The following is a 19,861-nucleotide window of genomic DNA, read 5'->3' as shown; positions in this document are numbered from 1 at the left end:
TGTGCACAAACTAGCCGAATCCGGCGAGCACAGCTGCGAGTTTGTGCACACGAGCTACGGGCTTCGCCATGACAAGGCGTGACGGCCTGCGTCCGACGCCCGGGATCCACCCCATCGACACGGGTACGTGTGAACTGGTGAAGAACCCGGACCGGGCGGACAGCTGGATGCTGCTTATCAACGGGGTGCCAAGTTCAAGCATCGATGTTCACGATGCGGCGCGACTCGACTTTGGGTACATGCAATGGATCGCGACGCTGGCGGAAGCCCGGTGGGAAAGCAGTGAGCCGCTGAAAATGCTGCATCTCGGTGCTGGCGCGTGTTCGCTGCCCCGGTACCTCGCCACCAGGTTCACGAATGCCCGCCAGGTCGCTGTGGACATCGACGCGACCCTCGCGAAACTGGTGCGTGAATGGTTCGACCTGCCGAAAGCGCCGCTTTTGAAGATTCGCACGGGCGACGCTCGTGCGGTGGTGGAGAGCCTGCACCCGTCGAGCCGGGACTTCATCGTGCGTGACGTCTTCGCGGGCGACACGACGCCGTACCCGCTGACCACTGTCGAGTTCGCCGAACACGTCCGGCGAGTACTCAGACCCGGCGGTGTGTACGCGGTGAACTCGGGCAGCATTGGCGATGCGGCGGCGTGGCGTCACGAGGCGGCCACACTGTCCGGGTGTTTTCGGCACGTGATGCTGACAGGCGAGGCGGCGGCATTGCGGGGGCGCCGGCACGGAAATGTCGTCATCGCTGCGAGCGACAGTCCGCTGCCGCATGACGAGTTCACCCGCCGGATCCGCAGGAACCCGGTGCCGATGGTGGTGTACGCGGGACCTGAGGTGAAAGCGCTGGGTGCCCGGCCGAGGCGAGACGGATGAGGCGGCCTCATTCAACTGCGCGGGTGATGCTCACTTCGAGCCGGTCGTTCAGCACGATCTCAACGAGCGCACGTCCCTCAGCGTCAGCGGCCAGTTCTGGCGATAGCGCTCCGGTGACGGTGTAGGCATGCCCTGGAGTGAGGCGCTCTATCGCGAGAGTTGTGCGGACGGGCCCGTTGCCGGGACGTAAGACGAGGTCAAGGCTGGTGCCGTCGCTCACGGCCTTAGCGACGAGAACCTCCGGATAGGCGGCGTCGGCAAGTACTGGGCCGCGTCGCCACGCGTCGGGGATGCCCTCCTGGATGAAGCCGCGGAAGCCGTCTTCCCGGCTGAAGCGCGCCAGGGCGAGCCACAAGTTTCCCCACACGGAGAGGCGTTTGTAGCGCCGGGCGCCGTCCTTCTCGACGATCCGATGGGCCAGTGACTGTTCCATTTGCTGAGCGTGGAATTCGTCGCCGTACTCGCGCGCGTTCGCTGCGAGGCTGGCGCGCACGAAACGGTCAGTATTGATGCCGTAGTTACCGGGGTCTATGAGATTCCACGAACGGTGCTTAGGCCCCTTGCCTTCCGCGCCGAGATGATTCTTGCCCATGAGCCACCAGGTGCGGCGGCCGATTTCCGGCACGATCGGGTTGAGGAAGTAGGTGGTGATGGTGTCGCCCATGTTGCCGACCATGGGGTGGCGGAATCCGAAGTACTCAGAGCGAGCGGCGGTGAGTCGGCCGTCCGGCTCGCAGAAATCACCGTTGTCGTAACTTTCACGAACCTGCGCGACGACGGGTTCCGCATGGTTCGTTCCTTCGAGGCGGTCGTACACAAGCAGCGAATTGATGCCGAACGTATTGCACATGGGGTAAATCCAGTTCGGCTCGCATGGAAACTGCCCAAGGCGTGCGCGGCTGAAATTGTCGACGAGCGCCGCAGTGATCGTGTCGGCGTCGTGCCGGTAGATGGTGGTGTCATTCCACCGCAGTTCGAGGCAGCCGGGTTCGTGGTACCGGCGATCTCCAGTCATTGTTTCGTACATGCCGAGCATCAACCCGAGGTAGCCGGAGTACATGACGTTGTCGTCGATGATGGGATCGGGATTCCAGCGGAGGTTGCCCCACAGATGCTCGAGTGACCAGTAGCTCCACACTGGTTTCTGGAGCATCTTGTCGATCATGTTGCGTTGGGCCTCAGCAGCGTAACCGGTGAAGGCTGGCGCACAGGTGTACTGATACATCGCCGCTGTATAAGAAACGAAGTTGAGCTGGTAGCGGACCGCGCCCTCACGGAACTGTTCCGGGCGGACGAAGAAAAAGCCGTCCCACGAGTCGGCCGGCTGCAGCCCAAGGTCCATCACGTAGCGAAGGGTTTTCAGGTCCTCCTCGCCGGCTTCGCGCACCGTTGGCGTGGGAGCAGCGACGGGGAGGACGGGCTGCTCGGCAGCGATCTGCGCATTGAAGCGGCGGCCCCGAGCGCTCTGGATGCGAAAGCGAATCTGCAGGTATGCCACGGTGAGGACGATCGCCGCCACCAGAATCACCGGGACCCCCCAGCGTGCCCAGTCCTGTGTCTCGTTTGCGCCCAATCCAGCGCCGGCAAGGATCGCCGCGCCGAGCCAAACGGCAGGCGGTAGCGGGACAATCCCGATGAGCCACCAGATCCCGAGCGCCAGCGGGAACGCAACCACGGCAATACCGGCGAGGAGGATGTTCCCGGTGTAGAGGAATCCGCCACCAGGTACGAGCAGCCCGAGCCCGAACGCCGTCAGTCCGTCGGACAGGTCCAGCGCGGCGAGTGCGAGGCCTACAGCCCAGAACGCGGCTAAGTAGAGCAGCGTGCGGCGAACCAGGAACCGTGTGCCGGGCCCGTGTACCCGATCGAACGCGGGGATTGGAGGCACCGGCGAGTATTCGGCGGTCTCCCGGTTGGATGGGTCGACAACTTTAGACGCCACGGAGGCTCCCTTCGAGTGGCGCATGTTGAGAGCGGCGCGCGGGTTCGGGTGAATAAGACAGGATGAGCGCTGCTCCGGTGAGGGCAATGCCGACTCCATGGAATACGAGGTCCCAGGCCAGTGAGCCGTGGGCGATGTCGATGAGCCTAAGCATGTGCATGTCCACGTAGCTGAGGATCCACCAGGCGATACCCGACCCGGCAAGCGCGCTTACGAGGAGATCGCCGGAGCGGGCGCCTTTCCAGTGGCGGCCGATCCAGGCGGCGGCGACCGCAATCAGAAGGAACACGACCGTGCGTGTACCCCATCCGATGGTGCCGTCCGGTAGTCGCTGTGCGGCATCCAGCGCGAACAACAGTTGCAAACTGAGGAGATAGATGACCGAGCCCACCGCGAAACCCGTCGCGACCAGTCGGAGCCGAGGTGCTCGCCCGGAGGTTCGGGGAACGCGGGGGCGTGTGGGTGGCGTAGTAGCAGGGCTGGTGGGGACGCTGGTCCTGGGCCGGGGCTCGCCAGGTGCGGGCCGGTACGCGCGGGGTGCGAAGCCCGGTTCTTCTGGGCGTGTGGTGCCGGGCAGCCGGAACCAAGCCTCACGGAACAGGCCCATCACGAAGATCAGTGCAGCGCAGCACAGCATCGGACAGCCCTTTCTGCCTCGGTTCCGCGTCATTGAAAAATGACAATGCTTGATGTCAGAATAGAAAGTGACACCGTATGATGTCAATGGTGAGGAGCCACACATCATCATTAAGCGAACGGAGGAGTCATGCGAGCGGAACTGATGCGACAGCGTCAGGAGGCGCGACGTGAAGCGCTGCTCGACGCTGGCATCGAACTGCTCGGACACCCAGAGGGCCCCGCGGTGACGCTGCGTGCCGTGTGCAGTGCGGCAGGACTCACTCAGCGCTATTTCTACGAGTCCTTCGCAGACCGCGACGCCTATGTCGGAGCCGTGTTCGACCACGTCGCCAGCCAGGCGATCGGGGTCATCCTGAAGGCCTACACCTACGCTGAGGGCGATCTCAACTCGCGTGCCCACGCCGTGATCGAAGCATTTACCGAAATGATCGTCGACCACCCCGCCGCTGGGCGAGTGCTTGTGCTCGCCCCGTTCATTGAACCCGCACTCGGACGGGCAGGGCTTGCACGCGTCCCCGAATTTGTCGACCTGGTCGCCGACGGTTTCGATGCTTACGCGGAGGTGGACGACAGGCGGACTGCTGCGGTCGCGGCCATCGGCGCCCTATCGAGTCTCTACGCTTCGTACCTCGACGGCACTCTGACGATCAGCCGCGACAAACTCGTTGCGGGGTGCGTCAAATCCGTACTCGACGCGGGAAGGCCGTGAAGCCACGTCGGTGAACGGATACGGTCAATAGGTGCTCCTGACTCAGGTCCTCGCCGTGTCGCGAACAGTTGCCGCGACGAGGTCCCGGCGCGAGAAAGTACGTGCGCTCAGTGAGCTGCTCGCCGTGGCAGACACTCACGACGTCGAAACCGTCGTCGCATGGCTCTCCGGGGAACTCTCCTCGGGGCGAATCGGCGTGGGCTGGCGCACGATCGAAGACACGCGTACCGCCGCGGCCGCCACACCGACCCTAACAGTCGCCGGCGTTGCCCGGATCCTTGATGAAATCGCTGCCGAGTCGGGGCCCGGTTCGGTGGCGCGCCGCCGCGAACTCCTCACTGAGTTATTCGCGGCGGCGACCGAGAGTGAGCAGCGATTCATTGTGCAGCTCATCTCGGGTGACCTTCGACAGGGTGCATTAGAAGGCGTCATGACGGAAGCGATCGCTGCCGCGGCGCACGTTCCCCACGACGTGGTCCGAAGGGCCTTCATGGTTGTCGGCCGGTTGCCCGTGACCGCTGCCGTAGCGCTGCGCAGTGGCGCACCTGGCCTCGAGGCGTTGCGCATGGAAGTGGGAACGCCGGTGCGTCCGATGCTGGCGTCGCCGGCTAAATCGCTCGACGATGCGATGCGGGAGCTTGGTCCAGATGTCACCGTCGAATACAAGTTCGACGGTGCGCGCATCCAGGTGCACCGGGCTGGAAGCGAGGTGCGGATCTTCACCCGCAGCTTGCGTGAGATCACTGGGTCCGTACCGGAGCTGGTGTCGGCCGTGCGTGAGTTACGGTGCAGCAGTGTTGTTCTCGATGGCGAAACTCTCGCGCTGAGAGACGACGGACGGCCACGGCCATTTCAGGAGACAATGAGCCGGTTTGGCGCCGACGCAGGGGAGTTGTTGCTGCAGCCGTTTTTCTTCGACTGTCTGCACGTAGACGGTCAGGACTTGCTCGATTCCAGCCTGGAAGAACGTCTTGATGCGCTGGAACGGGTAGCACCGGACAACCGAATCCCAGCGGTGATCCGGCCCGGCGAAACGGGTGCGCACGCGCTGCTTGCTGACGCGCTCGATAGCGGTCACGAAGGTGTGATGGTGAAATCGCTAACGTCGCCGTACGCTGCCGGTCGTCGCGGAAGCGCGTGGCGGAAAGTAAAGCCCGTGCACACTCTGGATCTGATCGTCCTTGGCGCCGAGTGGGGTTATGGCCGCAGGACCGGCTATCTCTCGAACCTGCACCTGGGTGCGCGCGATCCGCACGGCGGACCACCGATCATGCTGGGCAAGACATTCAAAGGTCTGACTGACGCGCTGCTCGAATGGCAGACCACCGAGTTCCCCCGCCACGAACGTACCCGCGACGAACACACTGTGTACCTGCATCCGGCGCTCGTTGTCGAGATCGCCGTCGACGGCGTGCAGGTAAGCAGCCGGTATCCCGGAGAGGTGACGCTGCGGTTTGCGCGAGTGGTGCGCTACCGGCCCGACAAGTCCGTGGAGGAGGCGGACACAATTGATGCGGTGCGGGCAATGCTCGTGCGCTGAATGTCACTCAGCCACAACTCGTCTGCTCACCTACGAGCGACACGACGGCGAATCGGGCCTGTTGGGACGCGGCACCGCACCACCGCAGAATTCGCGCACCAGCCGAGTGAACTCGCTGTGGCATTCCAGGTTGCTCACGTGTCCACATCGAGGGATGACGGCAAGCGTTGCCCCCGGAATCGCTCGTTCGAATTGCCGTCCGACCTGTTCGAGTGGTGAGCGTGCATCGTTGTCGCCCCAGATGAGAAGCGTGGGTACGGCGATGGTGGGGAGAATGTCGCGCTGATCTGTATCAGCCATGAGCATCAGGGCGTGGGCCATGCTGTGCGGACGGACATCACGTGCGATGTCCGCGAGAAGCGATGTGAATTCAGCCGGAGGCCCGGCGGCAAACAATCCGGGGAGTGTCGGATCGAACGGGCTACCAACGTCTGTCAGCATCGACTGCACCCCGGCAACGCGGGCCTGCACTTCTTCCCCCGAGAGCGAACCTTTCCAGCCCGCGTACGTGTCGGCGAGCACGAGTCTTCGGACGACGTCCGGATGGTGCCGGTACAGTTCGAGCGCCAGCGTGCCACCCCAGGACAGACCGACAACACACGCTGGACCGGCCGCGTGCGTCGCGATCACGGTGGCGAGGCAGTGCGCATAGTCAGCGAGCACGAAGCTGTCGGGCACATCGCCGGATTGCCCAGCGCCCGGTTCATCCCAGGCAATCACGGTGAACTCATCGGCTAGCGCACGGAGTTGCGGTGCCCAGTCGCGGTGGTCACCGGCAGCGCCATGGACGAAAACAAGCGGCGGACCGTGACCCGCGCTCACGTAGGCGATGTCGATGCCGTGCGCACGCACAACCTCCATTGAAAAAGCGTACGCCGCTGACTGTGGATGACCTTGGCGTCTTTCGAGTTTTCGCCAACTGTGCGAGTATTCGAAACTGGGGCTTCTCAGGTAGTAGGGATGTGAGCTGTGGCGATCACTGTCCGCCATCTGACACAGCGGCCTGAGCTCGGGTTGACGCTGGTTGCTGGCCTTGACGGTGCTGATCGCGTGATCGCGTGGGCGCACGCGATCGAACTCGCAGACCCCGCACCGTGGCTGTCTGGCGGTGAACTCGTCATGACTACCGGGCTCAATATCGGGGAAACCGAAGAAGAACAGTTCCAGTATGTGTCGTCGCTAGCCCATGCGGGGACGGTCGCGCTGGCCGTCGATACCGGAACGACGTTCGTATCGGTGCCCGCAGGTATCCGTGCGGCGGGGGATGCGCTTGGGTTCCCCATCCTTGCCGTGCCGGCCGAAACGCCGTTCATCGCCATCACGCGGGCCGTTATCGACGAGTTGACCGCCGATCAAGTGCGGGCCGTGCAGCGTGTTGTTGATCTGCAAGAAGGTCTTGTACGCGCGACCTTGCGCGGCGGGATTCCGTCCGTGGTGTCGGCACTTTCGCGCGCACTCTCCGCATCAGTCGTGCTTGTGGACAACGACAGCCGGGAGCTCGCCGCAACCGGTTCGGACGTCGCGCGGCTCACCGAGCTGACTCGAAGCGCACTTATCGGCCAGAGAAACAAGAAGCGGCAACGGATGAGCCGGGTGCGGGAGGACGCCGATGGTGTCTGCACCATTCAGAGTGTCGCTGCGCAGCAACACTATGGATACCTCAGCGTGTACACCGCCGCGCAACTGAATCCACACGAGCGGCTGCTCACCGCGCACGCGGTGTCCCTGATCGCCATCGAGCTAGGAAAGCCCGCGGCGGTTGCGGACGCGGAACAGCGGCTGCGTCACACGGTGATGCATGCACTGGTGACCGCACCCACACAGGTGAGTGATGACGTACTGCGGTACTTCGGGTTCGAGCGCACTGACCGTGTTGGCGCGGTCGCGTTCAGTGAGGTGGGCCCGATGCTCGCGGCGCTCAGCCAAACTAGGCGGGCCGTTGAAGCGGAGTCGGTGCCCTACCTGATGGCCACCATGGATTCGGAGGTCGTCCTCATCCTGCCCGCGGACATGTTCACCGCAGCGGGACCACGTCTGCGGAATCACATCAGCGCCCAGCTTGAACGCGAAATCAGCGGGGGATCGGGGCTCGCGGTTCCCATCGCGGACGCGGCGGTGTCGGTTCGGCAAGCGATCGCCGCAACACGAACGGGGCGGATCCAGCCGGGCAGATTCGTCGATTGCGCGCAGTCCAGCACATTCAGTCTGCTGCTCGGCAGCCGTAGCGCCTCCGAACTCGAAGCGCTCGCCACCGCTGCGCTTGGCCCCCTGCACGCATACGACCGTGACCATCGGACGGCACTCGTCGACACGCTGGCGTCGTATCTGGAAAACAACGGGCAGACGGAAGTGGCAGCGGCCGCGCTCGGTGTCCATCGGCACACCATGCGCAACCGCCTCCAGAAGATCACGGAGCTGATTGGCCGCGACCCGGATTCCGCTCCTGTGCGCGCGGACTTGTGGATCGCGATTCAGGCCAGCCGGATGCTGTCAGCTCTTGACGGTGGGTGAGCGGTGGCGTCCGCCCGTTGCGGCTCTGATGCGTTCTTCGGCGTCGGGGCCGTGTGTGATGCGGGGGACGCGTGTCAGCAGTATGAGTCCGAGGACGCCCCAGATGGCGAGGATGACCCACTCCGGTACCGAGAGTCCGCCTGGCATGCCGGGCAGGAAGAGCACCAGCAGTCCGATCGCGAGTGCGACGGCGAGGACACCCACGGTGCGGGCGGGGCCGACGCGGAACGGGCGTTCCATGCCGGGTTCGCGGCGGCGCAGCACCAGGAAGGTGATCGCCACCATGATGTAGGCGACGACGATCGCGAAACCACCGGCACCGACGAGCCAGATCAGGGTCTGGCGCCCGAATAGCGGTGCGATGACTGTCAGGGCGGTGATGAAGATGATCGCGTTGGTCGGTGTGTGGAACCGCGGGTGGACTTTGGCGAACCAGCGGGGCAGCATGCCGGATTCGGCCATGGCGTAGATGAGGCGGCTGCCGCCGATGAGGAACCCGTTCCAGCTGGTCAGGATGCCCGCGATACCGCCGAGGACCAGAAGGTTGCCCATGGTCTGGCTGTTCCACAGCGCGGTCATGCCATCAGCCGCTGCGAGGTCTGCGTCCGCGAGGACGTCTGCGGGCATCGAGGAGCCGACGGTGAGGATGATCAGGATGTACCAGGCGGCGGCGAGTGCCACGGAGATGATCAGCAGGATACCGATCAGTTTGAAGGGCAGGCGGATCTCCCCGGCGGACTGCGGGATGATGTCGAAGCCGACGAAGAGGAACGGTACCGCGATCAGTACCACCAGGATGCCGGAGAACCCGGTCGCGAATAGTGGCTGCATGTGCTCGGTCTCGCCGCCGGTGAAGGAACCGACAAGCAGTGTCGCACCGACCGCGAGCAGGAAGACCACCGCAATCGTCTGGAAGATCGCGGCGGGGCGCACGCCGACATAGTTCAGGATTGCCATCGCGAGTCCGCCGCCGATACCGACGGCCGCCCACACGGCATAGACCTCGTTGTCCGCGATCGTCCACAAGTATCCCGTATCGAGTTGCGGCACCAGATATTTCAGGCTGTGCGGCAGCGCGACCGCTTCGAACGCGCACACCGCGATGTACCCCAGCACGAGTGTCCACGACGTAAGGAACGCTGGCCACGACCCCAGACCGCGGAGCACATAGTTGTGCTCCCCGCCGGCCTCGGGCATCGCCGACACGAGTTCGGCGTAGGTCAGTCCCACCAGCGAAACGATGACACCGCCGATAACGAAAGCCAGCGCCGCACCGAGTGTCCCCGCATCCTCGAGAAACCCACCAGTCAGGACGATCCAGCCGAAGCCGATCATCGCGCCAAACGCGACCGCGAGCACATCCCACCGCCCCAGGACCCGAACCAGGCCCGCCCCACCGCTGCTACTCATGTGAATCCTCCTCGATGGTGATGGATGCTCGTGCGCTTCGGATCCTGGCTGTGCGAACAATCGGGCGCTCGTTGCAAGAGCATGCGGGATCTGGATTGGGGTCGACGAAAATGTGCCGGTGATCGAAGGCCGCGACGAGCTTCAGCGAGCGGGAAAGCAACATCCCGTTGCCGAACACATCACCGGACATATCACCAATGCCCACAACACGAATTGTGTCACGTGCAGCGTCGATTCCGAGTGTTTTCAAGTGTTCTTGTACGCAGACCCCATGCGCCGCGCGTCGCGGACGCCCCGCACGAGTTCGCATGCGCGGAGTCAGGGATGGCAGTGGAGTAGGCGTACTGTCCGAGACGTCTAATCCGTAGTACGAAGTTGTACAGAGTGGATATCTCACTTCAGTCGCGTTGCGCCATAGGGTTCTAGTATCCGGACTGGAGGGACAACACTATGACTGCTGTGCAGACACTGGCAGGGGGCCCGCACCTCGAGCAGATACGCCGACTCGTCACCGAGGTGCCCGGGCCGCGTTCGCGGGAACTCGCGGCCCGCAGGAGTGCCGCGCTGCCTGCCGGGCTCGCGAGTGCCGCTCCGGTGTACGCAGCGGCCGCTGGCGGCGGTGTGCTCGTCGACGTCGACGGGAACTCGTTTATCGATCTCGGCAGCGGCATCGCCGTGACCACCGTGGGCAATTCTGCACCCCGAGTGGTCGAGCGAGCGTCACGCCAGCTCGAAAAGTTCACGCATACCTGCTTTCTCGCGACCCCGTACGAGCCGTACATCGAAGTAGCGGAAGCGTTGAACCGGCTCACTCCAGGTGACCACGAGAAGCGAACGGCCCTGTTTAACACGGGAAGTGAGGCGCTCGAAAACGCGGTGAAATATGCCCGCGCGGCAACCGGGCGCCCTGCGGTGGTGACCTTCGATCACGCGTTCCATGGCCGCACATTGCTCACGATGTCGATGACGGCGAAAAACCAGCCCTACAAGAGCACATTCGGTCCCTTCGCGCCGGAGGTGTACCGAGCGCCGATGGCCTACCCCTACCGCTGGCCAAGTGGGGCTGAGCACGCCACCAACGAAGCATTTGCACAGTTCGAGTTGCTTGTCGATTCGCAGGTTGGGGCCGACAACGTCGCATGCGTCGTGGTGGAACCGATCCAGGGGGAAGGCGGCTTCATCGTCCCCGCGGACGGGTTCCTGCGGAAGGTCGCCGATTTCTGCCGTGCCCGGGGGATTCTCGTCGTGGCAGACGAAGTCCAGACAGGGATCGCGCGCACCGGGGCGTGGTTTGCCTGCGAGCACGAAGGACTCGTTCCGGACCTGATTACCAGTGCGAAGGGACTCGCGGGCGGCCTGCCGCTGGCGGCCGTCACCGGACGGGCGGACGTGATGGACGCCGCCCACGCTGGCGGCATCGGCGGCACGTACAGCGGCAACCCCGCTTCGTGTGAAGCAGCACTTGGCGTTCTCGAGACGATCGAGGCAGAAGGGCTGCTCACGCGGGCGCAGCTGATCGGCGACTTCATGGTGCGCGAGCTTCGCGATATCGCCGCCCAGACGCCGGTGATCGGTGAGGTGCGCGGGCGCGGAGCAATGATCGCTGCGGAACTCGTCATCCCCGGTTCGCGCACACCGAACCGCGAGGCCGTCGCGCAGATCACCCGTTTCTGTCAGCTGCACGGGGTTCTCACGCTGAGCGCCGGTACGTACGGCAATGTCCTTCGCTTTTTGCCACCGCTGTCCATCTCGGACGCGCTGCTCGCTGACGCCTTCGCTGTGTTGCGCGACGCGTTCGCTGCCCTCTGATACTCACTTCTTCCGAAAGGATTGCCATGACGACCCTCTCTGCGCCCCCGGTGACCGAACCGCTGCGGCCGCTCGAACTGTTCGGTACAGATCAGCTTCTCAGCGAGGACGAACGCGACATCGCTGCGACCGTGCGCAAGTTCGTGGACACCCGGCTGAAACCACATGTTTCGGACTGGTTCGAATCAGCTGCGCTGCCAAAGGAACTGGCAAAAGAGTTCGGTAAGCTCGGCCTTCTTGGCATGCATCTCGATGGCTATGGCTGCGCCGGGACCAACGCCGTGAGTTATGGACTGGCGTGTCTGGAACTTGAGGCTGGCGACAGTGGCTTCCGGAGCTTCGTGTCGGTTCAGGGCTCGCTCTCGATGTTCTCGATCTACCGGTTCGGGTCCGAGGAGCAGAAGCAGGAGTGGCTGCCTCGGCTCGCTGCGGGCGAGGCGATCGGCTGCTTCGGCCTGACCGAGCCAGATTTCGGATCCAACCCCGGCGGAATGCGCACACGGGCACGGCGTGACGGCAATGACTGGGTGCTCAACGGCACCAAAATGTGGATCACGAACGGTGGCCTCGCGGACGTTGCGACAGTGTGGGCGCAGACTGATGAAGGTGTCCGTGGCTTCGTCGTTCCGACGGACACTCCTGGTTTCACCGCCAACAACATTCACAAGAAGCTGTCGCTGCGTGCCTCCGTGACGTCCGAGCTTGTACTGGACAACGTGCGCCTGCCCGCGTCGGCGGAGTTGCCACTCGCGCGCGGCCTGAGCGCGCCCTTGTCCTGCCTCAACGAAGCACGTTTCGGCATTGTCTTCGGGGCGCTCGGCGCGGCGCGCGATAGCCTCGAGACCACGCTCGATTACGCGCAGACCCGTGAGGTGTTCGATCGGCCCCTGTCGAGTTTCCAGCTGACGCAGGAGAAGCTGGCGAACATGACGCTCGAACTCGGCAAAGGCATGCTGCTCGCCCTTCATCTCGGTCGCTTGAAGGATGGGGGTGGTGTGCGCCCGGAGCAGGTGAGCCTCGGCAAGCTGAACAACGTCCGGGAAGCGCTGGCGATCGCCCGCGAATGCCGGACCATCCTCGGCGGCAGCGGCATCACACTGGAGTATTCGCCGCTGCGTCACGCCAACAACCTCGAATCCGTCCTCACCTACGAGGGAACAAGCGAGATGCACCTGCTGTCCATTGGCAAGGCGCTCACGGGCCAAGCAGCGTTCCGCTGAGGTCTGAAGAAAGTGGAGGTGGCGACATGAGCAACCCGGTAGAGCTGCGCAACAATATTGGCGGCCAATGGGTCCCCGGAGTGGGTGACGAGATCGTCAGTACGAGCCCAGCGGAACCGGACGTCGTGGTCGCGCGTGGCCGCCAGGCAGACCTCGCGCAAGCTGACGCGGCCATCGAGGCCGCCCAGCATGCGAAGCAGGCCTGGGCAGCGACCCCGGCGCACGAGCGGGGAGCGATCCTCGTTCGTGCCGCAACGATCGTCGAAGCGTCCGCCACCGAGTGGGGATCTGAACTGGCGCGCGAAGAAGGGAAGACCAGAGCCGAGGGCATCGGCGAAGTACAGCGTGCAGCTCAGATCCTGCGGTACTACGGCAACGATGCGGATCGTGAAGCGGGAGAGATGTATTCATCGCCGCGACGGGGGGAACGCATTATTGTCACCCGTAAACCGATCGGCGTCGTTGCGGTCGTCACGCCCTTCAACTTTCCCATCGCGATCCCTGCCTGGAAGATCGCTCCGGCGCTGACGTACGGCAACACCGTGGTGTGGAAACCGGCGAGCACGGTGCCGCTTCTCGCGATGCGATTCGCGGAAGCGCTGATTCAGGCGGGCCTGCCCGATGGTGTGCTTAACCTCCTGATGGGTGGCAGCGCCATCGGCAATGCGATGGTGTCGCACAACGGGGTTGATGCGATCACCTTTACTGGCTCGACGGGGGTGGGCCGCAAGCTTGCCGTAGCCGCCGCTGCCAGGGGTGTCCCCATCCAGGCTGAGATGGGCGGAAAGAACGCGGCAATCGTATTGGGCGATGCCGACCTTGACCTCGCGGCGGAGCAGGTGCTGCTCGGCGCATTCCGGTCGACTGGGCAGAAATGCACGGCCACGTCACGGTTGATTGTTACGTCCGACATCGCGGACGATTTCATTGCTGAACTGGCGAAACGCGCATCGGCGCTCAGGGTGGGAAATCCAGTGGAGGATGGCGTTGAGATGGGCCCGGTCGTGGACGGCGCCGCGCGTGATTCCATCAATGCCGGAATTGAGCAGGCAATTGCTCAGGGAGCCGAACGCATCAGCGGTGAGACGTACACATCGGGTGCTCTCGCGGCGGGATACTACGTTGCGCCGACCATACTTGCGTTGTCATCGGGGGAGCCTGACATTTGGCGGGACGAGTTGTTCGGCCCGGTACTCGCCGCACGGAAGGCCAGCACGGTCGAGGAAGCTTTCGCACTCGCCAACGACAGCGAGTTCGGACTTTCTGCCGCGATCTTCACCCAGGATCTCACGCGGACACTGGAGGCCATGGCCGCGCTTGATGTCGGAATGCTGCATGTCAACTCCGAAACGGCGGGAGCAGACCCCCATGTGCCGTTCGGCGGCGCGAAGAAGAGCGGTTATGGTCCAAAGGAGCAAGGACAGGCGGCGCGCGAGTTTTTCACGCACACGACCACCGTGTACCTGCGCGGAGGAGAGGCGAGAACATGAGTACAGGCGCGCTTGACGGCGTGATTGTCGCAGATTTCAGCCGAGTCCTCGCGGGACCGTACGCGACAATGCTGCTCGGTGATCTCGGTGCCGAGGTCATCAAGATCGAACGGCCAGGGAGCGGTGACGACACCCGTGCCTGGGGGCCACCATTCGATCAGGAGGGTACCGCGACCTACTTCAATTCGGTGAACCGCAACAAGAAGTCCGTCGTGCTCGATCTTTCGACTGACGAGGGCCGCTCGCGAGCGCGGGAGATCGTGGCGGGGGCCGACGTTGTCGTCGAGAACTTCAGAGCCGGGACGATGGAACGGCTGGGGCTCGGCTACGAGGAGTTATGTCAGGTGAAACCTGACGTGATCTACTGTGCGATCACTGGTTTCGGGCGGGACGAAGGTGCGGCACTGGCCGGATATGACTTGCTCGTTCAGGCCGTAGGCGGGCTGATGAGCATTACGGGCCCCGAGCCTGGATCGCCCACCAAAGTGGGGGTCGCGGTCGTTGATGTCCTGACCGGGCTGCACGCGCTCGCGGGAATTCAGGCGGCGCTGTTCCACCGTCAGCGCACCGGCGAGGGGCAGCGCATCGACATCAATCTCCTGTCGTCGCTGTTGTCGTCATTGGTGAACCAGGCATCCGGTTATCTCGGCGCCGATGTAGTGCCGTCCATTATGGGGAACCGGCACCCGTCGATCGTTCCCTACGAAGTGTTCCCCACCGCTGATCGCCCGCTAGCGATCGCTGTCGGGAACGACAAGCAGTTCGCCGCGCTCTGCCGGGCGCTGGGGATGCCTGAGGTGGCTGAGGACCCCGAGTTCAGTTCCAACCAGCAGCGGGTGAAACATCGCGATGAGCTGTTCGCGCTGCTCAGCGACGGACTAGCGCCGCAAGGCGCGGACTACTGGTTCAAGACGCTCACCGCGGCGGGCGTGCCCGCGGGACCGATCAACAACGTCGCTGAGGCGATCCGATTCGCTGAGTCCCTCGGGCTCGCGCCTACTGTGACTGTGCCAGGAACGCAGACACCACAGGTGGCAAACCCGATCCAGATGTCCGGGACGCCGCCGCAATACCGGAGTGGACCGCCACGGATGTGAGGTAGACCGCCGGTGATGGGCCTACCGCGATTGCGAAGTATTAGGTTAGCCTATCCACATGGCTAGACGCGTAACGACACTTCACGTCACTAGAACTGAACAACTGACGCCACACCTTGTGCGGGTACATCTCGGTGATCCGGATTTCGGCGAGTTCCAGCCCAGCGAGTTCACCGATTCCTACGTCAAACTGCATTTCGGGGCCGAACACGACCCCACCCTGCGCACATACACCGTTCGGTCCGTCGACCCGGTGAATCGCGAGATCGCCATCGACTTCGTGGTGCACGGTGACGAAGGCATCGCAGGTCCATGGGCAGCGAGTGCCGAACCTGGCACACGTGTGCGCATGTATGGGCCAGGCGGAGCGTACAAGCCGCGTTCTGACGCCGATTGGCATCTTCTCGCGGGTGATGAATCGGCGATCCCGGCGATCGGTGCAGCGGTCGAAGCTCTGCCAGCGGGCGCAAAAGCCTTCGCGATCATCGAGGTGGCGGACAGTGATGACGAGATCGAGTTGCCCACAGCAGCCGATCTGGCTGTCCAATGGGTGCACCGCGGCGCCGCCTCGAATCAGGTTGCCGATGGCGCAGCGGGTGACAATGCGCCGCTCATCGAAGCGGTTCGTGCTCTGCCGTGGCTACCGGGAAACGCACATGTGTTTATCCACGGCGAGGCGCAGGCGGTGATGCACAACCTCCGGCGGTATGTCCGCAAAGAACGCGGGGTGACGGCCGAGTGGGCGTCGATCTCGGGTTACTGGCGCCGCGGCCGCAATGAAGAAGCGTTTCGGGTGTGGCGGAAGGAACTCGCCGAGGTGGAGGCAAAAGGCTGAGCGAGCCACGCCCCGAATCCATCTGCGCAGGTCACCAGAAACGACCAGAATCAGACCGATTAATTGACCTGCGCCGATGGATTTTCGGTCGTGCTGGACGAGCGTTGTTACCTGGCCCGCCGGTCGAAGCGTTCCCGTGCTAGGCGGTGAGCAGTTTCGATAAGCTCCTTCACAATCTCGGCGGTCGCCGGGCCCGGGTTGACGACCGAAAGCCAGTTCTGTCTGCCATAAACCGGATGCGGCGTGAGAGTGTCAGCAGCGCTTGGATCCGCGGCAGAGGCACCCGCTTCTCCTGCATGATGCCCCGTCCACTTGCGGAACTCGGCTGCTCCAGCGGCGATATTCACACGGAAGGCGCCGGGGCGGTTCAGGTGAGACGTGGCGTCGTCGGGGTAGTCCTTGGTCACGATGGTCGCGAATGGCTGTGCCTTCGGGACGACGCCGTCGGGTGCGTAAAAGAAAAACACGTCCCCCCAAGCGATCTCTGGGTGTGGGTCACCCTCTTGCGGCGTGATGACTAGGACACCGTCCATGGCGCCAACGTAGTCGACAATGTCGTGAATCCTCATAGGCTTCAGCGTTACATTGAAGTCCATATGAAGCCTTTTACCACCGTTAGCACTGATACCCAACGCAAAAGCCTACAGTTGGGTTTGCGGCCGGTGGACGTTGCCCGGTTAGCGGGATACTCAGTGCAGCAGATCAGAGTGCTGGAACACCACGGGGTGCTCCCGCCTGCGGTGCGTACGGTTTCCGGTTACCGGAAATTTTCCGGGGTCCACGTGCAGGCGGCACTTGCGTACCGCGCGCTGGCCTTGGCAGCCGGCCCCGTCGAAGCGAAGCGGATTATGCGCGCAGCTCACGCCTCGACAACGTCGGCGGTCCTGGCGCTCATCGATGTTGTTCATGCTCGCCTCGCTGCCGAGCGTGAGGGGTTACGCCTTGCGCAGCAGGCAGCTTCGGCAATCAGTGAAGAGCCGCTTGAGGACCCGCGACCCGCCGACGCGATGAGTATCTCCGAACTGGCGGAAGCAATCGGAGTGCGGGCGTCGACCCTGCGTCATTGGGAGTCCGAGGGCCTCGTCACGCCTACACGCACACGCCAGCGAGCGCGGACGTACAGGCCCGCGGATGTGCGGGATGCGCGAATTGTTCATCAACTGCGCGAGGGCGGGTTTCGCATCCCTGTTCTGAAAACCTTGATGCCACAGTTACGTCACCATCGGGGGTGGGATCAGGTGAGCGGGGCACTCGCCGCACGAGAAGCCACCCTGACATCCCGGTCGCGGCACCTCATGCGGGCGAGTGCTGTGCTGGACGGACTCTTGGAGCCCTCCTAGGCGACGCTCGCTGCCAGCACTTCCTGCTCGAGGCGCTGGTAGCTGGTTTCCATGCCGTCGGTCATGCCCGTCGCGAGGATCATGTCACGCACCTCGGCGCTGGGGTAGGTGACGACGAGCGTGAGCAGAGTGCCGCCGTCGACGGGGGTGAGGGTCATCTCGTTGATGGTGCCTTCACCTTCCATCCCGATCATGCGTTCGGTCGTCACGGCGCGATAGGGCGCGGTGGATTCGAGGAGTTCACCTTCGAAGCCGAATCTGCCTTCACCGCCGGCCTGCTCCCATTCGTACCGGTAGGTGTCGCCCGCGTTGGTGGCGACCTCGCACACCGGCATGGTCCATCCGTCGGGTCCGAGAAGCCAGCGCCGCAGCAGGTCGGCATCGTTGTGAGCGCGCCAGACGTCCTCGGCGCTTCCACGGATCACGCGGCTGATCCTGACCTGGGTGTCGCTGAGGATCTGGGTCGAGGTGGGCAGTTCACGGGCGAAGGAGGCGAGGTCGGCGAGGACGGCGTCCATCTGGCCCATCGCTTCCTTCAGCCCTTCTTCCATGCCCATTTCGAGGAGCTTCTCGAGTTCGTCGATGGACTGGAAATGGGTGACTGTAGTAACGCGCGAGCCCGTCTCGGTTGATTCGAACGTATAGACCATGCGCATGGCCGGCATGTCGGGGTTGGGCGTGCCATCTGCGAATGCGAAACCGTCGCGGACCTCGAAACTTTCACGCGAGGTGACCGAGAGCCACTCCCAGAACCCATGGTGGGTGTCGCCATCGGGCCCGGTCATCGAGTACACGGATCGGCCGCCGGGCGCCGCGTCGTGCCGGGTGAATTGGGCGGGGTAGGTGGGTGGACCCCAGAATCGTTCGAGTTTGCGCGGATCGAGGTATGCGTCCCATAAGCGCTGGACTGGGGCCGCAAAGTCAGCGACCACGGTCATGGTGAGGTTGTCAATGTCGCGGGTGACGGTGGTGACAGGCATTGGAGTGTTCCCTTCTGATGATTTAGTGGCCGTCCTCGGCGAGGAGCGAATCGAGCCGGTCGATGCGGCCCCGCCATATCTGCTCGTAGCGGTCGAGTAATGCTTGTGCTCGCCGGATCATTTCGGGATTGCCCCGAACCTGACGTTCACGACCGTGTGGATGTTTCGTCACGAGCCCGGCTCCTTCCAGCACGGCGACGTGCTTTTGCACTGCCGCGAAGGACATGTCATACAGGGCGGCCAGTTGGGAGACCGATGTGTCGCTCGTGAGAGTGCGGCGCAGGATGTCCCGGCGGGTCGTGTCGGCGAGGGCCCGGAAGATCCGGTCCACCTCGTCATCGGAGAGCGCAGTAGCGCGTGGATCATGATGTACAACCATTTGGTTGTATGTTATCCGGTTGGGGGTGAAAGTCAAGAGGTCCGCATGCGGTAGTTTCAACGCGCGGCCTGCCCGATAATCTGACGGACGGACCGCCCGCAGAAGAGGCTGCGGCTGGCTAGAAATACCGAACTAAGTGGGGTTGTAGATGACGCGGCAGGCGACCGCCATCGCGGCGAGCGCGCTTGCGCTCGCCCTCGGCTTCTCTGTCGACGGTGCGATTGGCTGGTTGCTGGTCGCATCGGGTCTCGCCGCGGCCATGGCGTGTGCCTTCGCTTCCCAAGCGCTGGCGCCCGGGGTTCGTGCACCGTGGCAGCTGCTTGCGCTGGGCCAGTTGCTCAATGGCCTCGGCAACATGGTCATCGCTTTTGACGCTCAGCGGTGGGTTGACTCGCCGGACTGGGTGTCGGCGGTGTCCTTCAACTTCGCCACCATCTTCACCGTTCTGGGTGTGGCCGGATTGGCGTTGAAGCCCGTCGCATCTCAACTCGTGCCGGCAGGTGTGGACCTGTTTGCGATCACCGGGTGTGCGCTCGCGCTTGGGGTAATGTGGAACGTTGACGAGTTCCTCGGTGACGCCGACGGGGAAGTGGATTCGCTGCTCGATCTCATGGGCTTCCTGGCTGTTGTAGTCCAGTTCGCAGGCCTGGCGTTCGCCCCGATTGTCTGGTTTGCGCAGGCGAAGGGGCGGCGCACTGCGAACCGGCTGGTGGTTCTCGCGCTGGTGGCTGCCACGTTCGGGGACACGGAAATGATGATCGAGTTCTTCGATCTTTCCTTTACGGTCGTCGCATCAATGTGGCTCTCGTCGTCGTTGCTGCTCCTGATCGCCGCAACGTTCATCGGGGACGCCAGCCCACCGGTCCGGTGGGTGAGCGGTCAGCTGTTAGCGCGCTTAACACTTGCGTTCGCTATCGCGACGCTCGCTTCGCTGCCGTTCCGGCCGATGCCGGGCGGAATTGTCGGGGTGGTAATTGTCGTCGCCTTGGCGGCAGTGCTCATTGGCCGCTTGCTTGTCGCGGCAGTCAGATCAGATACCGAGCACGAAGTTTCCTGAACGCGCATCGTGCGGTGTCGATGTCATC

General features: G+C 63.6%; 18 protein-coding genes and 1 pseudogene. 11 read left to right on the top strand and 8 right to left on the bottom strand.

Annotation, left to right across the window (positions count from 1 at the left end):
• The first annotated feature begins 68 nt into the window (after positions 1 to 68).
• Positions 69 to 875, top strand: coding sequence for a spermidine synthase (locus AS9A_RS13240; protein WP_041451081.1), 807 nt, complete (start codon positions 69 to 71; stop codon positions 873 to 875).
• A gap of 7 nt (positions 876 to 882) precedes the next feature.
• On the opposite strand, the gene AS9A_RS13235 is transcribed toward AS9A_RS13240, so the two are convergent.
• Complete coding sequence (locus AS9A_RS13235) at positions 883 to 2,817, bottom strand: linalool dehydratase/isomerase domain-containing protein (RefSeq protein ID WP_013807547.1); 1,935 nt, start codon at positions 2,815 to 2,817, stop codon at positions 883 to 885.
• On the bottom strand, positions 2,807 to 3,487 hold the full coding sequence (locus AS9A_RS13230) for a hypothetical protein (protein WP_148262465.1): 681 nt from the start codon (positions 3,485 to 3,487) through the stop codon (positions 2,807 to 2,809). The genes AS9A_RS13235 and AS9A_RS13230 overlap by 11 nt, the downstream gene beginning before the upstream one ends.
• 96 nt (positions 3,488 to 3,583) lie before the next feature.
• Here AS9A_RS13230 and AS9A_RS13225 point away from each other — a divergent pair, with 96 nt between their 5' ends.
• Together AS9A_RS13225 and AS9A_RS13220 are read left to right on the top strand one after the other, a co-directional pair.
• Positions 3,584 to 4,165 (top strand): TetR/AcrR family transcriptional regulator, encoded by a 582-nt coding sequence (locus AS9A_RS13225; RefSeq protein ID WP_013807545.1) that lies wholly within the window; start codon positions 3,584 to 3,586, stop codon positions 4,163 to 4,165.
• A 31-nt stretch (positions 4,166 to 4,196) separates the two neighbouring features.
• Positions 4,197 to 5,705 carry an ATP-dependent DNA ligase gene (locus AS9A_RS13220; protein ID WP_013807544.1) on the top strand — a complete coding sequence of 503 codons (1,509 nt, stop codon included), beginning with the start codon at positions 4,197 to 4,199 and terminating at the stop codon, positions 5,703 to 5,705.
• A 30-nt stretch (positions 5,706 to 5,735) separates the two neighbouring features.
• Here AS9A_RS13220 and AS9A_RS13215 read toward each other — a convergent pair whose 3' ends face one another.
• Positions 5,736 to 6,566: an alpha/beta fold hydrolase gene (locus tag AS9A_RS13215; protein ID WP_013807543.1), complete on the bottom strand. Its 831-nt coding sequence runs from the start codon at positions 6,564 to 6,566 to the stop codon at positions 5,736 to 5,738.
• Between the two features lie 108 nt (positions 6,567 to 6,674).
• Between AS9A_RS13215 and AS9A_RS13210 the strand changes: the two genes are divergently transcribed.
• Positions 6,675 to 8,216 (top strand): PucR family transcriptional regulator, encoded by a 1,542-nt coding sequence (locus AS9A_RS13210; RefSeq protein WP_013807542.1) that lies wholly within the window; start codon positions 6,675 to 6,677, stop codon positions 8,214 to 8,216.
• Here the strand turns inward: AS9A_RS13210 and AS9A_RS13205 are convergent.
• Together AS9A_RS13205 and AS9A_RS24985 are read right to left on the bottom strand one after the other, a co-directional pair.
• Positions 8,196 to 9,626, bottom strand: coding sequence for an APC family permease (locus AS9A_RS13205; RefSeq protein ID WP_013807541.1), 1,431 nt, complete (start codon positions 9,624 to 9,626; stop codon positions 8,196 to 8,198). The two genes, AS9A_RS13210 and AS9A_RS13205, sit on opposite strands and share 21 nt — an antisense overlap.
• Before the next feature lie 64 nt (positions 9,627 to 9,690).
• A pseudogene (locus AS9A_RS24985) lies at positions 9,691 to 9,837 on the bottom strand (NAD-glutamate dehydrogenase domain-containing protein); the annotation flags it as partial.
• A 239-nt stretch (positions 9,838 to 10,076) separates the two neighbouring features.
• Here AS9A_RS24985 and gabT point away from each other — a divergent pair.
• From gabT to AS9A_RS13175, 5 genes are read left to right on the top strand one after another with little or no spacing between them, the layout of a single operon-like run.
• A complete protein-coding gene (gene gabT, locus AS9A_RS13195; protein ID WP_013807539.1) occupies positions 10,077 to 11,435 on the top strand; it encodes a 4-aminobutyrate--2-oxoglutarate transaminase in 1,359 nt (452 codons plus the stop codon).
• A 26-nt stretch (positions 11,436 to 11,461) separates the two neighbouring features.
• Positions 11,462 to 12,655 (top strand): acyl-CoA dehydrogenase family protein, encoded by a 1,194-nt coding sequence (locus tag AS9A_RS13190; RefSeq protein ID WP_013807538.1) that lies wholly within the window; start codon positions 11,462 to 11,464, stop codon positions 12,653 to 12,655.
• A gap of 26 nt (positions 12,656 to 12,681) precedes the next feature.
• Positions 12,682 to 14,145 carry an aldehyde dehydrogenase family protein gene (locus AS9A_RS13185; protein WP_013807537.1) on the top strand — a complete coding sequence of 488 codons (1,464 nt, stop codon included), beginning with the start codon at positions 12,682 to 12,684 and terminating at the stop codon, positions 14,143 to 14,145.
• A complete protein-coding gene (locus AS9A_RS13180) occupies positions 14,142 to 15,242 on the top strand; it encodes a CaiB/BaiF CoA transferase family protein (RefSeq protein WP_013807536.1) in 1,101 nt (366 codons plus the stop codon). The genes AS9A_RS13185 and AS9A_RS13180 overlap by 4 nt, the downstream gene beginning before the upstream one ends.
• Positions 15,243 to 15,300: 58 nt before the next feature.
• Positions 15,301 to 16,077: a siderophore-interacting protein gene (locus AS9A_RS13175; RefSeq protein WP_013807535.1), complete on the top strand. Its 777-nt coding sequence runs from the start codon at positions 15,301 to 15,303 to the stop codon at positions 16,075 to 16,077.
• A gap of 107 nt (positions 16,078 to 16,184) precedes the next feature.
• On the opposite strand, the gene AS9A_RS13170 is transcribed toward AS9A_RS13175, so the two are convergent.
• Positions 16,185 to 16,646 carry a DUF6194 family protein gene (locus AS9A_RS13170; protein WP_013807534.1) on the bottom strand — a complete coding sequence of 154 codons (462 nt, stop codon included), beginning with the start codon at positions 16,644 to 16,646 and terminating at the stop codon, positions 16,185 to 16,187.
• A 27-nt stretch (positions 16,647 to 16,673) separates the two neighbouring features.
• On the opposite strand from AS9A_RS13170, the gene AS9A_RS13165 reads away from it, so the two are divergent.
• Positions 16,674 to 17,417 (top strand): MerR family transcriptional regulator, encoded by a 744-nt coding sequence (locus AS9A_RS13165; RefSeq protein ID WP_083826544.1) that lies wholly within the window; start codon positions 16,674 to 16,676, stop codon positions 17,415 to 17,417.
• On the opposite strand, the gene AS9A_RS13160 is transcribed toward AS9A_RS13165, so the two are convergent.
• Both AS9A_RS13160 and AS9A_RS13155 read right to left on the bottom strand, forming a co-directional pair.
• Complete coding sequence (locus AS9A_RS13160; protein ID WP_013807532.1) at positions 17,414 to 18,397, bottom strand: SRPBCC family protein; 984 nt, start codon at positions 18,395 to 18,397, stop codon at positions 17,414 to 17,416. The genes AS9A_RS13165 and AS9A_RS13160 overlap by 4 nt on opposite strands.
• A gap of 22 nt (positions 18,398 to 18,419) precedes the next feature.
• On the bottom strand, positions 18,420 to 18,776 hold the full coding sequence (locus AS9A_RS13155; RefSeq protein WP_013807531.1) for an ArsR/SmtB family transcription factor: 357 nt from the start codon (positions 18,774 to 18,776) through the stop codon (positions 18,420 to 18,422).
• 148 nt (positions 18,777 to 18,924) lie between these two features.
• On the opposite strand from AS9A_RS13155, the gene AS9A_RS13150 reads away from it, so the two are divergent.
• Complete coding sequence (locus AS9A_RS13150) at positions 18,925 to 19,833, top strand: hypothetical protein (protein ID WP_013807530.1); 909 nt, start codon at positions 18,925 to 18,927, stop codon at positions 19,831 to 19,833.
• The last annotated feature ends 28 nt before the right edge of the window (positions 19,834 to 19,861 follow it).

Source organism: Hoyosella subflava DQS3-9A1, assembly GCF_000214175.1.
Classification (GTDB): domain Bacteria; phylum Actinomycetota; class Actinomycetes; order Mycobacteriales; family Mycobacteriaceae; genus Hoyosella; species Hoyosella subflava.
Note: the sequence above shows the minus strand (reverse complement) of the source record. Positions and strands in the feature narration are given on the sequence as shown.

Bases quoted from the DNA above. Each gene is read 5' to 3' on its own strand.
- AS9A_RS13225 (WP_013807545.1), top strand. From the start codon at position 3,584: ATGCGAGCGGAACTGATGCGACAGCGTCAGGAGGCGCGACGTGAAGCG.
- AS9A_RS13155 (WP_013807531.1), bottom strand. From the start codon at position 18,776: ATGGTTGTACATCATGATCCACGCGCTACTGCGCTCTCCGATGACGAG.
- AS9A_RS13180 (WP_013807536.1), top strand. From the start codon at position 14,142: ATGAGTACAGGCGCGCTTGACGGCGTGATTGTCGCAGATTTCAGCCGA.
- AS9A_RS13175 (WP_013807535.1), top strand. From the start codon at position 15,301: ATGGCTAGACGCGTAACGACACTTCACGTCACTAGAACTGAACAACTG.
- AS9A_RS13185 (WP_013807537.1), top strand. From the start codon at position 12,682: ATGAGCAACCCGGTAGAGCTGCGCAACAATATTGGCGGCCAATGGGTC.
- AS9A_RS13150 (WP_013807530.1), top strand. From the start codon at position 18,925: ATGACGCGGCAGGCGACCGCCATCGCGGCGAGCGCGCTTGCGCTCGCC.
- AS9A_RS13160 (WP_013807532.1), bottom strand. From the start codon at position 18,397: ATGCCTGTCACCACCGTCACCCGCGACATTGACAACCTCACCATGACC.
- AS9A_RS13215 (WP_013807543.1), bottom strand. From the start codon at position 6,566: ATGGAGGTTGTGCGTGCGCACGGCATCGACATCGCCTACGTGAGCGCG.
- AS9A_RS13240 (WP_041451081.1), top strand. From the start codon at position 69: ATGACAAGGCGTGACGGCCTGCGTCCGACGCCCGGGATCCACCCCATC.
- AS9A_RS13205 (WP_013807541.1), bottom strand. From the start codon at position 9,626: ATGAGTAGCAGCGGTGGGGCGGGCCTGGTTCGGGTCCTGGGGCGGTGG.
- AS9A_RS13190 (WP_013807538.1), top strand. From the start codon at position 11,462: ATGACGACCCTCTCTGCGCCCCCGGTGACCGAACCGCTGCGGCCGCTC.
- gabT (WP_013807539.1), top strand. From the start codon at position 10,077: ATGACTGCTGTGCAGACACTGGCAGGGGGCCCGCACCTCGAGCAGATA.
- AS9A_RS13230 (WP_148262465.1), bottom strand. From the start codon at position 3,487: ATGACGCGGAACCGAGGCAGAAAGGGCTGTCCGATGCTGTGCTGCGCT.
- AS9A_RS13165 (WP_083826544.1), top strand. From the start codon at position 16,674: ATGAAGCCTTTTACCACCGTTAGCACTGATACCCAACGCAAAAGCCTA.
- AS9A_RS13170 (WP_013807534.1), bottom strand. From the start codon at position 16,646: ATGAGGATTCACGACATTGTCGACTACGTTGGCGCCATGGACGGTGTC.